A 14,391-nucleotide genomic window follows, 5' to 3' on the forward strand; every position below is an offset into this window, starting at 1 on the left:
CCGCACACCGCACACCGCACACCGCACACCGCACACCGCACACCGCACACCGCACACCGCACAAGCAGCAAAGGCCGAATCCCGGAGAGCTACCGAGCTGGAGCGCCACGAAACCGGCCAACTACCGAGCCGGCGAGCCGAAGACAAGCGAAGAGGAAAGAAGCAAAAGAAGCGAAGCCAAGCCAAGAGAAGCCAAGCGAAGAGAAGAGAAGCCAAGAGAAGGGAGTGGAGCGATGCTCTGGTGGGGCGTGGCATCCGCGCTGCTCGCCAACGTCCTGTACAGCACGGGCTTCGTGCTGGAGAAGCGTGCCCTGTCGGGGCTGCCCGCCCTCAGCACCCGCCAGCCCGCCCGGGTTGTCCGCCACCTCCTCAGCAGCCCTCTGTGGATCGGCGGCTCACTCGCCCTCGCCGCCGGCTTCGCCGCCCAACTCGCCGTCTACCGCACCCTCCCCATAGCCGCCGCACAAGGCATCTTCGTCTCGGGTCTGGTCCTGCTGCTGCTTCTGTCCTCGGTCGTGCTGGGCGAGCGAACCAGCGGTCGGGAGCGGCAGAGCATCGTGGCGATCCTGGTCGCGCTGGTGATGGTCGTCGCCTCGTTACAGGGCCACGATGCGCAGGCCATCGCCCGGACGGCACCGCCCGCGACACTGCTCGCCATAGCCGTGCCGTCGCTGGGCGCGGGGCTGCTGCTGTACCGCTCCGCCGAGCGCCGGGCGCGGCGCCGGCATCGCCTGCCGACCGCGGGCGTCCCCTACGGGGTGGCGGTCGGGCTGCTCTACGGGGTCAGCTCGCTCGCCATCAAGGGCGTGTCCGGGCTGCTCAGCGCCCACAACATCCCGGCCGCGGTCGGAGCGCTCTTCAGGTCGCCGTATCCGTATCTGCTGCTCTTCACCGGAGCGACGGGGCTGATTCTGTCGCAGACGGCCCTGCAACGCTGCCGCGCCTCGGTCATCGTGCCCGTCTGCTCCACCGTGACCTGCGTCTTCACCGTCGCCTGCGGCACGGTCACCTTCGGCGAGCCGCTGCCCGCCAACCCCGTCCGGCTGGCATTACGGCTGGGCGGCACCGTCGTTGCGCTATCCGTTCTCCTCGCCCTGCCCCGTCACGACACCAGCACCTCGATCGGTCACAGCAGCGACGCCTCGCCCGGTCATGACACCAGCACCTCGACCAGCCACGCCGTGGGCACCCCGACCAGCCACACCGTGGACACTCCGACCAACCACACCGTGGACACCCCGACCGGCCACGCCGCGGGCGACTCGACCGGCCACGCCGCGGGCGACTCGACCAGCCGCACCGTTGGCGACTCGACCGGTCTTGGCGTGGGCGCCTCGACCGGCCATGGCGCCAGCACTTCGGCCGCCTTTGCCGCCCCGCCGACTGCCGCCGCCTCCCCGCGCCCTTCGGAAGCACCGGGGGCGGCGATCGGTCGTACCGGGCGTCACACGGTCTCGACCCGCAATCCCCCGCCAAGACAACGGAGTTGAGCCATGAAGCACGATGATCCGCTGCTGAAGATTCTTGCCTGCCCGATCGACAAAGGGCCACTCTGCCTCCTTGCGCCGGACGACGCCCTCTACAACCCGCGGCTGCGGCGCCGATACCCGATCCTCGACGGCATCCCCCAACTCCTTCCGTCTTCCGGTGTGCAGCTCACCGACGCCGAACATGAGCATGTGCTGCGGCAGATCGCGGAGGAGCGCGCGGGCTTCGAGGGGAGTGCGGGGTTCGAGGCGGACCCAGGGTGGGAGGAGAGTACGGGGTTCGAGGAGGGCGCGGCTTACGACGCGGGGGCGGCTTACGGGGATGACGGGGACCCCGAGGGTGACAGCGGCTCCGAGGGCGCACCGGCCTCTGACGGCGACGGGGACTCCGAGCGGGACGTGGTGCGTGCCGGCCATCCCACGGATGAGGCTGCCGGTATCGGGCATCCGGAGGCAGCGGCGGTCAGGGGCCGGGCCGGCCTCCCGCCCGACGAGCACCGCGGTCAGGCAGTCCGCGCCGCCGACGGCGGTCGCCCCGGCGCTCCCGCGGGCACTCCTGCCCGTACGGACCCTGCCGCTCCCGCCCACGACAATGCCGCGACCCCTGGTGCCCCTGGTAGCTCTGGTACCCCTGATGCCCCTGATGCCCCGGGTCTCACGGCTTCCCGCACCCACGCCGTCTCGCCCGGAACCTCTCCCGGAACCTCCCTCGGAACCGCCGCTCCCAGCGACCCCACCGTGCCCGTCGCCCCGGCCGGTGCCTCCGCCCCCGTGGACTCGGAGGCGGCGTCGTGACGTTGGCGGCATGGTTGGGGCCGCGGTTGCCGGGGCGGTGGGTGGCTGCCGTGGCGGCCGGGCTCTATCCGCGGTTCGAGCCGGAGCTCGGGCGGCTGGCGGACTTCTGTCCGGCGGGCGGGACGGCCGTGGACGTCGGCGGGTGGTACGGCCCGTGGACCCGGCGTCTGGCGCGGCGCGCGGACCGGGTCGTCACCATCGAGCCCGTCCCCCATCTGGCCCGGCTGATAGCTTCCGTCGCCCCCGCCCATGTCGATGTCGTCTCCGCGGCGGCCACGGATCACGCCGGTTGCGCCACGCTCTGGCTGCCCCCGGGCGGCCGTGGCGACCGCGGGGTCTCCTCGCTCGTACGCCGTGAGCTGCACACCACCGCCCTGGACGTCCCCTGCCTTCCCCTGGACGCACTGGAGTTGTCGGCCGTCACCCTCATCAAGATCGATGTGGACGGTGGCGAACTGGCAGTACTGCGCGGCGCGGTACGCACCGTCGAGCGTGAACTCCCCGCATTATTCGTCGAGTTGGAGACACGCATTCAGCCGCTCGCGCCCGTACTGGAGTGGACGGCCGCTCGCGGGTATCGCGGCTGGGTCCTGCCGCACGACCGCTGGTTGCCGCTGGCCGACTTCGATCTGCCCGCCCATCAGTCCCGCACCTCCCATGTCGCCGAACACGGCTTGCTGAGGCGCTCCCTCGCCCCGCACCGCCGTTACGTCAATTCCGTGCTCTTCCTCCCCGACGGCGCCCGCCCCGGGCCCGTCGCCTCCGCGCCGGCCGCCGCGTCCGCGGCGTCCTTCCGCGACCATGTCCATCATGAACCCCGCCACTGACAATGACCCGCCCGCCGGCTCCGCCACCCCCTCCGACCTGCCGGGCCCCCTCGCCTTCCAGCTCGTACTGCTGCGCCGGATGGCCGACCACCAGCCCGGTCTCGTCGAGGACGCGCTCCGCGAACTGAGCGTCTCCCGGGCCGAGATGCGCGAGGCAAACCGTCGTTGGCAGGCCCGGATGCACGCCCCGCGGGCGCGGGCCGGCGTCCAGCCGTACCGTGCGCTGCTCGGTGCCCCCGAAGCCGTCACCCGCCGCCGCATCGGCGATCTGAACTGCGAGGCGCTGACCTGGCCGGTCCCCCTCTGGCCGGATCTGCGGTTCGAGGTCCTCACCGCCCCAGGGGGCGCCGTGTGGAACGCGTGGCTGGTACGGGCGCCCGGCGCAGCCGCCCCTGCGCTCCGCACGACGGAGGACCTCGCCCCGTGGTCGTGCACGGTCGACGAGGTCGCCCGCGCCTTCGCCCCGGCCCGCCCGATGGAGGGCAGCGCCCCCAACCGGTGGCAGCTGGCCTGCACCGCCCCCGGACCGGACGGGGAGCGACGGGACATCGTCACGGAGTTCACCTGGGGGCTGTACCAGCGGAGGGTGGACTGATGGGGAGGCCGGCGTGGACGTGAGCGAGCCGACGCACGGGGGATGGCGGGGACGGCCGTGACGCTGGTGTGACGCGACGTCAGAAATGTTGCCCGTGAAGGCGTGGCCCGGGAGGCCGATAGGCCGGAAGACCGGAAACCGGTAAGCCGGTAAGCCGGTAAGCCGGTACGGAGGTGTCCGGTGGGTCGGTGGGTCGGTGGGTCGGTGGGTAGGCAGGCGGGCCGGTGAGCCGGTGAGCCCGTGAGCCGTGAGCACGCGAAATCGCCGAGCCGTACCTCCCCACCGCCTCCCCGCCGGCTCACCAGCGCCCCCGCTGCCTCCCCGCCGGCCCCGTCACCCCTTCGGCGCGCTTCCCCCGCCTCCGTCCCCCGAGCGGACGCGCTCGACGAGCGGGGTGCGAAACGGGCCCGGAGGATGGCGCACGAGCGCTCCCGTGCGGGCGCTTGCGTCCAGTACCGGCCCATCGGGGACGGCAAGACCGGCCCATCGGGGAGGAATTCACCATGACCATCTGCCTCGCCCAACTGCGGCGCTGCTCGGCCGCCGTCGACCTCGGCGCGGCCCGGACCAGGGTGTACGTCAAGAACCAGGGGCTGGTCGTCGACGAACCGACCGTCGCCGCGGTCAACACCCGTACCGGCTCGCTGCTGGCCGTCGGCGCTCAGGCCGAGGTGATGGACGGCCGTACCCCCGACTACATCAAGGTGGTCCGGCCGGTCTCGAACGGGACGGTCGTGGACATCGACATGGCGCAGCGGCTGCTGCGCCACCTGGTCGGCGACAAGCTGCGCAAGACGTGGCGGCGCCGGCCGAGCATGCGGGCGGCGGTCTGCCTGCCGTACGGCAGTGAGCCGCTGGCCCAGCGGGCGGCCGTGGAGACCCTCACCGGGCTCGGTGCCCGGCGGGTCGAACTGGTCGACACGCTGGTCGCCGCCGCCGTCGGCTGCGGGCTGCCGGTGGAGCAGCCGGAGGCGACCATGATCGTGGTGTGCGGTGCGGGCACCACCCAGGTCGCGGTGCTGTCCCTCGGCTCCATCGTGGCCGCCGAGACCGTGCCCGTGGGCGGCAATGCCATCGATCACGCGGTCATCCAGCATCTGCGGCTGCACCACGAGCTGATGCTGCCCGGCCAGTCGGTACGCCCGCTGCATCTGATGTTCGCCGGGAACGGTGAGCTGACGCCGGGCACCACCGAGGTGCACGGGCGGGATGTGGTGAGTGGACTGGCGCGCTCCGTGCACGTCGACACCGAGCGCGTACGGCGCGCGATCATCACGCCGCTGACCGCGATTCTCGACGGTATCGGGGCGGTGCTGCGGCGCTGCCCGCCGGACCTGGTGGCCGACCTCGGGGAGCGCGGCATCATGCTGGCCGGCGGCAGCGCGGTGATCCCGGGCCTGGAGCCGATGATCCACGAGGCGACGACGATGCCGGTGCATATCGCGGACCGGCCCGGCACCTGCGCGGTCCAGGGGCTGGGCGCCATGATCGAGGGCAAGGTGCAGCCCCTGCACCTCGATCCGATGGCTCCCTAGGAGGGGGTCCGGGGTGACCCGACAGCCCCGTAGGCGGAACGAAGACGGCGGCCCGAGACTCCGTGGAGGAAGTCCGACGGCCCGCCCACCGGGGACAGCCCGCCTACCCGGGACGAGCCGTCCATCCACCCAGGACGAGCCATCCCCCAGGACGGGCCATCCACCAGGACGGGCCATCCACCCGGGACAGGCCGTCGCCCGTCCGCCCGGACGGCCACCGTACGCGGGCGGACAGCGGACGGACGTCGGGCGGACAGCGGACGGCTCGGGCGTGCATCGGGCGGACGTAGGGCGCGCGTCGGGCCGACAGGCGTCCCGGTTACAGGCTCCGGGCGTTCCAGGCGACCACGGCGGGGCGGTCGTGTTCGGTCCCCAGGACGCCGACCGCGCCGGTGCCGAACGTGAACAGTCCGCCTGCCGCGGCCGGCAGGCCGAGGCGGCGGGCGGTCAGCACACGCAGGAAGTGGGCATGCGCCACCAGCGCCACATCGCCCTCCTCGGCGTCCAGCTGGAGCGCGATGCGGGCCAGTACGCGGTCGGCGCGCGCGCCGACCTCTTCGGGCGTCTCCCCCGGGTGTTCGGCGGGGCCGGGGGAGACGCCGTCGGTGAACAGATACCAGCCGGGTCTGCTGCGGTGAATCTCGGCGGTGGTGACGCCCTCGTCGCCGCCGTAGTCCCATTCCCGCAGGTCGTCGAGGATCTGCGGCGACGGGAGCCCGGCGAGTTCGGCGGTGCGCAGCGCGCGGGCCATCGGGCTGGCGTAGACCTGCCCGATCTTCCGGCCGGAGAGCACCGGCCGCAGCGCGCGGGCCTGCTCCTCGCCGTCGGCGGTGAGCGGGAGGTCGGTCCAGCTGGTGTGCCGGCCGTCCCGGCTCCACTCGGTCTCGCCGTGCCGGATCAGCAGCAGCTCGCTCACTCGGCCTGCGCCTGCTCTCCCTGCTGAGCCGCCTCCTGGGCCTGGGCTTCGGCGACCGACGCCCGGACCTCGTCCATGTCCAGTCCGCGGGCCTGGCCGATGACGTCCTCCAGGGCGGACTCCGGCAGCGCGCCGGGCTGGGCGAACACCGCGATGTTGTCCCGGACGATCATCAGGGTCGGGATGGACTGGATCTCGAAGGCGGCGGCGAGCTCGGGCTCCGCTTCGGTGTCGACCTTGGCGAACACCAGGTCGTCGTGCTTTTCGGACGACTTCTCGAAGATCGGACCGAACCGCTTGCAGGGCCCGCACCAGTCGGCCCAGAAGTCGATCAGGACGAAATCATTGCCGGAGACGATCTCGTCGAAGTTGTCCTTGGTGAGCTCCACGGTGCTCATACGCGCTTCCCTGCTTCCGGTCTGCTGACGATGTCCGGGTCGGTGTCCCGTCGGTCCGGTCGGTGTCCAGCATCCGTAACGGGATCAACCCGCACCGTATTCCACACCCCGGACCGTCCCGCTCCCCTGCCCACCCCAGCCGCTCCTAGACATCCCGTCCCTCGGGAATCGCAGGCCGCCGTGTGGCGCATCGCACGGCGCCCTGAGAGCAGCGCACGCCCCCACCGAGGCGCGGCCCCGGGGCCGGCTCTCCGGAGGCGCCCTCGGGTCCGCTGCACGCCGGTCCCGTGGGCCCGCCCGGTGTCAGATCCGGTACGGGGCCGGCGGCACCGTACCGCCGCCGGGCACCGAGGGGCCCGTGCCGGCCGTGCTGCGCCCGGTGGGCCATGCCGGCACATCCGCCGGTGCACCCGTGACGACCGGGCCACCACCGGGGCCGAGGCCAAGGGACAGGTCCGTGTCGGTGGCCGCGATCCGCAGGGCCGGGGTGTCGTCCCTCCGGGACAGGCGGGAGGAGGTCGACGGCGGAGCCCTGATGGTCGGTCAAGTCGCCTACACTGCGGGCGAATCGGGTCGTGGTGGCGTCGATGGGGCCCGGCAGCGCGTCGAAGTCCATGCTCATGTCCGTACCGTCGCCTCTTTTGCCATCCCGGCTCCGTCGCTGTCGTGGTTCCGCCTCTGCCTCCGCCTCCGCCTCGACTCCGCTACCCCCTCGACCCCATCGCCGTCTCGACCCCATCGCCATCTCGACTCGGTCGCCATCTCGACTCGGTCGCCGTCTCGACTCGGTCGCCGTCTCGATAGTTCCGTTGAGTGGAACCAGGGTGCCGCATTGCGATAGGGGCGCGGGCTGCGACGGCTCGGATTGCCGCCCTACGATGGACAGGGGGCCTGCCCGGAAGGAGGCGCCGGCACGATGGAGACGCGCGTCGATGAGATCGCCGACGGCATCTACCGGATCTCCACCTACGTTCCCGCGGTGGCCGCACCGGCAGGGTTCACGTTCAACCAGTTCCTCATCGACGCGGAGCAGCCGCTGCTCTTCCATACGGGCATGCGGCAGCTGTTCCCGCTGGTCTCGGAGGCCGTGGGCCGGGTCGTACCGCTGGACCAGCTGCGCTGGCTGGCCTTCGGGCATGTGGAGGCCGACGAGTGCGGGGCGATGAACGAGTTCCTGGCCGCGGCCCCGCATGCGGAGGTGGCGCACGGCCTCCAGGGGTGCCTGGTCTCGCTCAACGACCTGGCCGACCGGCCGCCGCGCCCGATGGCGCACGGTGAAACGCTTGACCTGGGCGGCAAGGAGGTGCTGCGGCGCCAGGTGATGAACCTCAACACGCCGCACGTACCGCACAATTGGGAGGCGCGGGTACTGTTCGAGGAGACCACCGGCACGCTGCTGTGCGGCGATCTCTTCACCCACCTCGGCGACGGCCCGCCGATCACCGACCACGACCTGGTGGGGCCCGCTCTCGACGCGGAGGAGTTGTTCCGTCAGACGTCGTGCCTGACGGCGGCGGTGGCGACGATGCGTTCGCTGGCCCAGCTCTCGCCGAGGACGCTGGCCGTGATGCACGGGTCGTCGTATTACGGGGACGGGGCGGCGGCGCTGCGCGAGTTGGCCGACGGCTTCGAGGACCGGTTCAGCCCGGAGATCACCTTCGCCGGCCGGCCGAGCACCCTCGCCGGCCACGACGCCCCGCAGGGATGACCCACAGGGATGATTCGACGGGATGACGCGGCGGGATGACGCGGCGGGATGACGCGGCGGGATGACGCGGCGGACGGCCCGGCGGGAGTGACTCGGCGGATGACCGGTGGGGATGTCGCCGGGCCTGCGTCGTGGCACGCGGTGGCCGGTGGCGACGGCTAGCATCGCTGGAGAGAAAGCCAAGGACGGAGTGTTCATCTGTGCGTCATCTGCGCGTAGGCGTCGCCATCTTGACCATGGGAAACCGCCCCGCCGAACTCCAGGAACTGCTGGATTCGGTGGCCAAGCAGGACCTCCCGGCGACGCACATCGTGGTCGTCGGCAACGGCTCGCCGCTGCCCCCGCTCCCCGATGGCGTGACCGGCCTGTCGCTGAGCGAAAACCTGGGGGTCTCCGGCGGCCGGAACGTCGCCCTGGACGAGCTGCGCAAGCTCGGCGAGCTGGACGTGGTCGTCGACCTGGACGACGACGGGCTGCTGATCAGCCAGGACGTCTTCAGCCGGCTCGCGGAACTGTACGAGCAGGACCCGCAGTTGGGCATCGTGAGCTTCCGCATCGCCGATGAGCTGGGCCGCACCCAGCGCCGCCACGTCCCCCGGCTGCGGGTCGGCGACCCGCAGCGCGGCGGCCTGGTCACCACCTTCCTCGGCGGCGGGCACGCACTGTCCGTGCCGATGCTGGACCGGACCGGCGACTGGCCGGACGAGTTCTTCTACGCCCATGAGGAAACCGACCTGGCCTGGCGGGCGTTGGACGACGGCTGGCGCATCCGCTACGCGCCGGAGATCGTGCTCCAGCACCCGTACACCTCGCCCACCCGGCATGCGGTCTTCCACCGGATGGTGGCCAGGAACCGCGTCTGGCTGGCGAAGCGCCATCTGCCGGCGGTGCTGGTGCCGGTGTATCTGGGCGTCTGGGCGACGCTGACGGCCCTCCGCAGCCGCTCGGTTGCGGGCATGCGGGCATGGGCCGCCGGGTTCGCGGAGGGTGTGCGGACCCCCTGCGGACGGCGGCGGCCGATGCGCTGGAGCACGGTGTGGCGGATGACGCGACTGGGACGACCGCCGGTCATCTAGGGACCCGTCGTCCGGGGACCCGTTGTCCGGGGACCCGTTGTCCGGGGACCCGTCGCCCAGGGGCCCGTCGTCCAGGGGCCCGCCGCCCGAGGACCGGCGCCCGTCCAGGGGCAGGCCGGACGGTCCGCGGGGACGCCCGTGGCGGCGGCCGGTGCGTCATACGTCCAGGGCGCGGTGGATGCCCTCGTAGGCCAGCCACTGGGCGTGGGTGTGCAGCCCGTAGGTGAGGTCCGTGGCGGGTTTCCAGCCGGGCGGGGCGGAGGGCCAGGGCGCTTCCTCCGTACGGTGCGGGGGCGCGGCGGACGGCGCCGGCGGCGTCTCGGCGATCGGTACGGGGCGGACGGCCGTCCGTACCGCCTCCGCCAGTTCGGAGGCGGAGACCGGGGCGCCGGCGAGCCCGGTCGCCGCTTCCGGCGGCGGCGTACGCAGCATCGCGGACAGCGCGCCGACCAGGTCGCTGACGTGCAGGGGCCGCAGCGGCTCGGCCGACTCCTGGAAGGTCAGCGGGTAGCTGCGCAGCGCGTCCCACACGAGGCGGCCGATCCGCCCGTCGTGCGGGCAGCCGGGGCCGTACAGATCCCCCACGTGGACGGCCACTTCCCTGAACTCCCCCGTGGTGGATGGATACTTCAGGGTGAGGGGGGTACCACGGCCGGTGGCAGTCCCAATCCCAGCCCCAGCCCCAATCCCAGCCCCAATCCCAGTCCCAGTCGCAGTCGCAGTCGCAGTCGCAGTCGCAGTCGCAGTCGCAGTCGCAGGAACCTGCGGGTCCGGTGTCAGGGGTGTCAGGGGTGTCAGGTCGAGCAGTGCGTCGTACGGGCGGCCGGGCGGCTCTTCGGGGGTGGTGGGCGCTTCGGGAACTGTGGGGCGGTCCAGAGGGGTGACGTGGTGTCCGGCGTCGGAGAGTCCCCGTACGAGGTGTTCCGTGAGCGGGGTTCCGGTGCCGAGCACGCCGACCCTGAGCGGGGTTCCGGTGCCGAGGACGCCGACCCTGAGGGGGGCTCCGGTCCGGGGGCGGGCCGGGCGGGTCCGGAGCCGGTCGGCCGCCTCGCGGCCCGCCTCGACGCCGGCGAGGGTGATCTGCGCCAGTTCGTCCCGCAGTTCGGCGATCCGCTCCTCGGGCTGGGCGTAACTGATGCCCCCGGGGCCCACGGTGGCCAGCGCCTCGGCGAGGACCGCGGGGTCGGGGACGGTGCCGCTGCCGGGTGCGCCGGTGCGATCGAGGCCGTCCCGCTGCTGGACGAATCCCATCGTGAAGGCCGTCAGCCAGGTCCCGGTGGCCGCGGCGGGGCCGCTCGCTTCGGCCATTCCCACGATGGCCGGTTGCGGCCTTCCGGGTCGCAGGCCGCAACCCTCCAGATATTGCTCGCAGGTGACATGGAGCCAGTGGCCGGGACCGTCGCCCGGGCCGGGGCCGTCGGCGCGTACCGCGCACTGCGCGACACCGTGTTTGAAGAACGGGAGCACCCGCAGTCCGCTCAGCCGGACGTCTTCGCGACCGGGAACGTCCGAGGGCAGAAAGCAGACCGAACGGCGCGGCCCGCGGAAGGCATTGCCCGAGATGCTGCCGTGGTCCTCGTGTTCGGCGAGGCTGGGTACCGAAACGTACGCAGGGATTCCGTGCGCGCGTAAGTAGCGGTTCATCAGGATGTCGTCGGGCCAGCTGTCAAGATGACGTCGGCCGAAAGCCACGAATCCGGCGGCGACTTCCCTGGGCAGAATGATGGCGACGCACGGAAAATACTCGTTGACGGCGGCCACCCAGCGCGCTCCGGCCAGTGCGCCGAAACGCACCGCGGCACCGTTTCTGGAGTCCCAGAGCGCGAAAAGCGCAAGGGCTGCGTCCGGCATCTCTTGGATCGCCATCCGGGCGCGCGCGAAGAACGTATCGGAGAGGATCATGTCGTCCTGGACGACGAGTTGATGAGTGGCGCCGTCCTCGATCGCCGACCAGGCGCACAGCGCGGTCCGCAATACGGACGGTTTGCCGGCCGGGTCGGGGTCCATGACGACCCGTAATGCCCCCGGCGGGGCGGCCTGCGCCAGCCGCTCCGCTGCCGCGCGGCGTTTCGGGTGGGTCATCACGGCACCGCTCAGCCGATATCGCGTCATCAATTTCCTCCGGCGCTTTTCGCCGTGCCGGGCAATCCGGCACAGGTGAATCCGGACAGTACGGCGGTCGCCGGGAGCGCCGCAAGACTGCCGAAATCGCGCTCTGGTAGCGGCATTCCCCGGCCGACATGCTGACCGCTGGCCCATGTCGGGCGATCTCGTGCACAGGGAGAGGGTTCCATGTCGGCGACGGCGAACGGCAGTGGCAACATCAGTGGTACCGGCACCGGTAATGGCGTGGGAAGTGTTGCGTACGGCGATCCGGGGGAATCCGTGGCGGCGCGGCTGGAGAAACTGCGGGACGCCCGTGTGGTGGTGACCGGCGGCGCCGGATTGGTGGGCAGCCGGCTGGTTGCGCTATTACGCCGGGCGGATGCCGAGGTGACGGTACTGGACCGGCTGGACGCCTATCCCGAATCGGCGCACACCTCGTTGTTCGGGGTGGACGATCTCGGGGTGAAGTTGGTGGTCGGCGATGTCTGCGACCGCGAAGCGGTGCGTACGGTGCTCGCCGACGCCGACTATGTGGTGCACGCCGCGGCGTACGCGGATGTGGCCGCGTGCACCCGGCGGCCCGATATCGCCTTCCGGGCCAATGTGCAGGGCACCCAGGTGGTGCTGGAGGAGGCCGCGGCCTCCGTGGTGCGGCGGCTGGTGCTGGTGTCCTCGGCGGCGGTGTACGGGGACGGCGACCCCTCCGTGCAGGGGCCGCAGGTGTTCCGCGAGGACCAGCGGCTGCTCCCGGTGTCGGTGTACGCCAACTCCAAGCTCTGGGCCGAGCACCAGACCCGGCTGCTGCTGGGCGGGCCGGACACCCCGGAGTACGCGGTGCTGCGCTACTTCTCCGTCTACGGCGATCCGCAGATCCCCAAGCCCGGCAGCCATTCGTGGATGGTGGCCTGGCTGTCCATGCAGGCCCGGCTGGGCCGCCCGATGCGGCTCAACGGGGGCGGGGTGCAGGTGCGGGACCTGGTGCACGTCGAGGATGTCGCGGCGGCCACCGCGCTGGCCCTGATCGAGGAGCGGATGGCCGGGGAGACCGTCAACGTCGGTACCGGCGTGCCGACTTCGGTGCGCGAGGTGGGTGAGCTGATCGCGCCGCACTTCCCCGAGTCGCGGTTCGTCACCACCCCCATGCCGGAGGGCGATCCCCTGGGGGGTTGTGCCGCGACCGAGCACTCCCGTGAACTGCTGCGCTGGCAGCCGCGGATCGACGTCCGGGCGGGTGTGGAGCGCTATGTGCGGTGGCTGTCCGCGACACCCCATGCGGTGCCGGGGTGGCTGGCCGCCGGGCCGACCGCATGACAGCCTGCCGCCGGGAAGGCAGAGCGAGAACCGCGAACCGGGAGCAAGGTGACGTACAGGTGAGTTATGTCGGCTCGTATCTCTGGTCCCTGCGGCAGAAGGTGGGCAGCCGGCCGCTGCTCGTCCCGGGGGCGCAGGTCCTGCTGCTGGACGGGGCCGGCCGGGGTCTGTTCCAGCAGCGCGCCGACACCGGCGTATGGGAGCTGCCGGCCGGGGCGTGCGAGGAGGGCAGCGACTTCGCCGGGACGGCCGTGCGGGAGCTGGCGGAGGAGACCGGTCTGCGGGTGGCGCCGGCCGATCTGGAAGCCTTCGGCTCGCTGTCCGACCCCGAGGTGCACACCCTGACGTACCCCAACGGGGACGTCACGCACTGCTTCGCGCTGTGCTTCTGGGCCCGCCGCTGGTCCGGGGAACTGTCCCCGGGCCGGGACGAGGTGACCCAGGTGCAGTTCCGGGCGCTCGCGGATCCGCCGCGACCGCTGCATCCGCCCACCGCCGTGGTCCTGGAGATGTTCCGGGAGTTCGGCTCGACCGGAAAGTTCCAGGCCCGATGACGATGATGCGAGCGGATCGAGCGGGACGTGCGGCGGTGCCGTGCCGGGCGTGCCTGTCCGGGGAGGACCTGGACTGGCTGGGCGGCCGGTCGGTCGGTCTGGCGCTGGATCTGACGACGTCGGTGGCGGTGCGGGCGCCCGGGGCCCAGCCGCCGGAGGGCGCCGCCGGCGGGGGCGGGGCGGGGAGCTGGGCGGAGGAGGTGTGGGCGTTTCTGCGCCGCCGGCTGCCCGGAGCGGGGCCGCGACCGCCGGCCGTGACGGTGCGCAGCGACGCGCCGGCGGCGAGCGGCCTGTCGTCGTCGACGGCGCTGATCGTGGCGCTGTTCCGGGCGTTCGCCGAGGTGGCGGCGCCGGATGCGCCGCTGTCCGCCCGGACGCTGGCCCAGTGGGCGTACGAGTTCGAGTTCGGGTACTTCAACGGCGGCGGGATGGACCATCTCGCGGTGATCGCGGGCGGTCTGCTGCTGCTCGACGGGCGGACGAGCGGCCTGCCGGAGATCGTGGGCCGGGTGGACTTCCCGGACGACTGGGGGGTGGTGGTGCTCGATTCGGCCACCAAGAAGGACACCGGCGACCACATCCGTACGGTGCGCGCGCAGCTCGCGGCCGGGGATGCCCGGCTCGCGGCGTACCGGGAGCGTGCCGATGCGGCGTCCGGCGCCGTCTGGGAGGCGGTGCACCGCCGCGATCCGGCCGCCCTCGGTGCCGCGATGGGCGAGGCGCATGCCGCGATGCGCGACCTCCAGGGCATGTCCACGCCGCTGCTGGAGGAGTTGCGGGAGGTGGCGCTGCGCTCGGCCGGCCTGCCGCTGAAGCTGAGCGGGGCCGGCGGGGGCGGGGCGCTGGTGGGGGTCTGCCCGGCCGCCGAAGCGGAGGAGGTGGCCGGGCGGCTGCGGCGGGCGCTCGGTGCGGCGCATCCCCGGGCGCGGGTGATCGTGACCCGGGCGGCGGCGGGCCTGGCGCCGGAGCTCGCGGGGGCGCCGGCCCCGTAGGGCGCGGCCGGTTCCCCGGGGCCGTCCGGTACGCCGGCCCCGGGGAACCGGCGGTCCCGGAGGACCGCCGACGCGCCAACCGCCCAGCGGG

At 72.5% G+C, this 14,391-nt stretch carries 11 protein-coding genes and 2 pseudogenes; 10 read left to right on the forward strand and 3 right to left on the reverse strand.

The features are described 5' to 3' along the window. Nucleotides 1–233 precede the first annotated feature (233 nt). The 5 genes and pseudogenes from IEZ17_RS11055 to IEZ17_RS11075 all read left to right on the forward strand — a co-directional run. Nucleotides 234–1,112: pseudogene (locus IEZ17_RS11055) on the forward strand (DMT family transporter); the annotation flags it as partial. Nucleotides 1,113–1,493: 381 nt separating this feature from the next. Further along, a pseudogene (locus IEZ17_RS11060) lies at nt 1,494–1,694 on the forward strand (Trm112 family protein); the annotation flags it as partial. A gap of 584 nt (nt 1,695–2,278) precedes the next feature. Continuing rightward, entirely contained in the window at nt 2,279–3,109 is an 831-nt protein-coding gene (locus IEZ17_RS11065; protein WP_189299001.1) for an FkbM family methyltransferase, read from the forward strand. Further along, the gene (locus IEZ17_RS11070; RefSeq protein ID WP_189299002.1) at nt 3,093–3,704 is read left to right on the forward strand and encodes a hypothetical protein; all 612 of its coding nucleotides are present in this window, start codon (nt 3,093–3,095) and stop codon (nt 3,702–3,704) included. Before IEZ17_RS11065 ends, IEZ17_RS11070 begins: the two co-directional genes overlap by 17 nt. A 503-nt stretch (nt 3,705–4,207) precedes the next feature. Beyond that, entirely contained in the window at nt 4,208–5,239 is a 1,032-nt protein-coding gene (locus tag IEZ17_RS11075) for a rod shape-determining protein (protein ID WP_189299004.1), read from the forward strand. A gap of 319 nt (nt 5,240–5,558) precedes the next feature. Here IEZ17_RS11075 and IEZ17_RS11080 read toward each other — a convergent pair whose 3' ends face one another. After that, nucleotides 5,559–6,155 carry a histidine phosphatase family protein gene (locus IEZ17_RS11080; RefSeq protein ID WP_189299006.1) on the reverse strand — a complete coding sequence of 199 codons (597 nt, stop codon included), beginning with the start codon at nt 6,153–6,155 and terminating at the stop codon, nt 5,559–5,561. Beyond that, complete coding sequence (gene trxA / locus IEZ17_RS11085; RefSeq protein ID WP_189299008.1) at nt 6,152–6,553, reverse strand: thioredoxin; 402 nt, start codon at nt 6,551–6,553, stop codon at nt 6,152–6,154. Before trxA ends, IEZ17_RS11080 begins: the two co-directional genes overlap by 4 nt. A gap of 916 nt (nt 6,554–7,469) precedes the next feature. Here trxA and IEZ17_RS11090 point away from each other — a divergent pair. Together IEZ17_RS11090 and IEZ17_RS11095 are read left to right on the forward strand one after the other, a co-directional pair. Further along, entirely contained in the window at nt 7,470–8,261 is a 792-nt protein-coding gene (locus tag IEZ17_RS11090) for an oxygen-binding di-iron domain-containing protein (protein ID WP_189299010.1), read from the forward strand. A 200-nt stretch (nt 8,262–8,461) separates the two neighbouring features. Continuing rightward, nucleotides 8,462–9,337 carry a glycosyltransferase family 2 protein gene (locus tag IEZ17_RS11095; protein WP_189299012.1) on the forward strand — a complete coding sequence of 292 codons (876 nt, stop codon included), beginning with the start codon at nt 8,462–8,464 and terminating at the stop codon, nt 9,335–9,337. A gap of 156 nt (nt 9,338–9,493) precedes the next feature. Here IEZ17_RS11095 and IEZ17_RS11100 read toward each other — a convergent pair whose 3' ends face one another. Continuing rightward, nucleotides 9,494–11,419, reverse strand: coding sequence for an NAD-dependent epimerase/dehydratase family protein (locus tag IEZ17_RS11100; protein WP_189299014.1), 1,926 nt, complete (start codon nt 11,417–11,419; stop codon nt 9,494–9,496). A gap of 210 nt (nt 11,420–11,629) precedes the next feature. Between IEZ17_RS11100 and IEZ17_RS11105 the strand changes: the two genes are divergently transcribed. Genes IEZ17_RS11105 through IEZ17_RS11115 form a run of 3 tightly spaced genes read left to right on the forward strand, consistent with a single transcriptional unit; the run spans nt 11,630 to nt 14,300 of the window. After that, complete coding sequence (locus IEZ17_RS11105) at nt 11,630–12,754, forward strand: NAD-dependent epimerase/dehydratase family protein (RefSeq protein ID WP_189299016.1); 1,125 nt, start codon at nt 11,630–11,632, stop codon at nt 12,752–12,754. Nucleotides 12,755–12,813: 59 nt separating this feature from the next. Continuing rightward, on the forward strand, nt 12,814–13,308 hold the full coding sequence (locus tag IEZ17_RS11110; RefSeq protein WP_189299018.1) for an NUDIX domain-containing protein: 495 nt from the start codon (nt 12,814–12,816) through the stop codon (nt 13,306–13,308). Continuing rightward, a complete protein-coding gene (locus IEZ17_RS11115) occupies nt 13,305–14,300 on the forward strand; it encodes a mevalonate kinase family protein (RefSeq protein ID WP_189299020.1) in 996 nt (331 codons plus the stop codon). The genes IEZ17_RS11110 and IEZ17_RS11115 overlap by 4 nt, the downstream gene beginning before the upstream one ends. Nucleotides 14,301–14,391 lie beyond the last annotated feature (91 nt).

This window comes from Streptomyces albospinus (assembly GCF_014648695.1).
Taxonomy (GTDB): Bacteria; Actinomycetota; Actinomycetes; order Streptomycetales; family Streptomycetaceae; genus Streptomyces; species Streptomyces albospinus.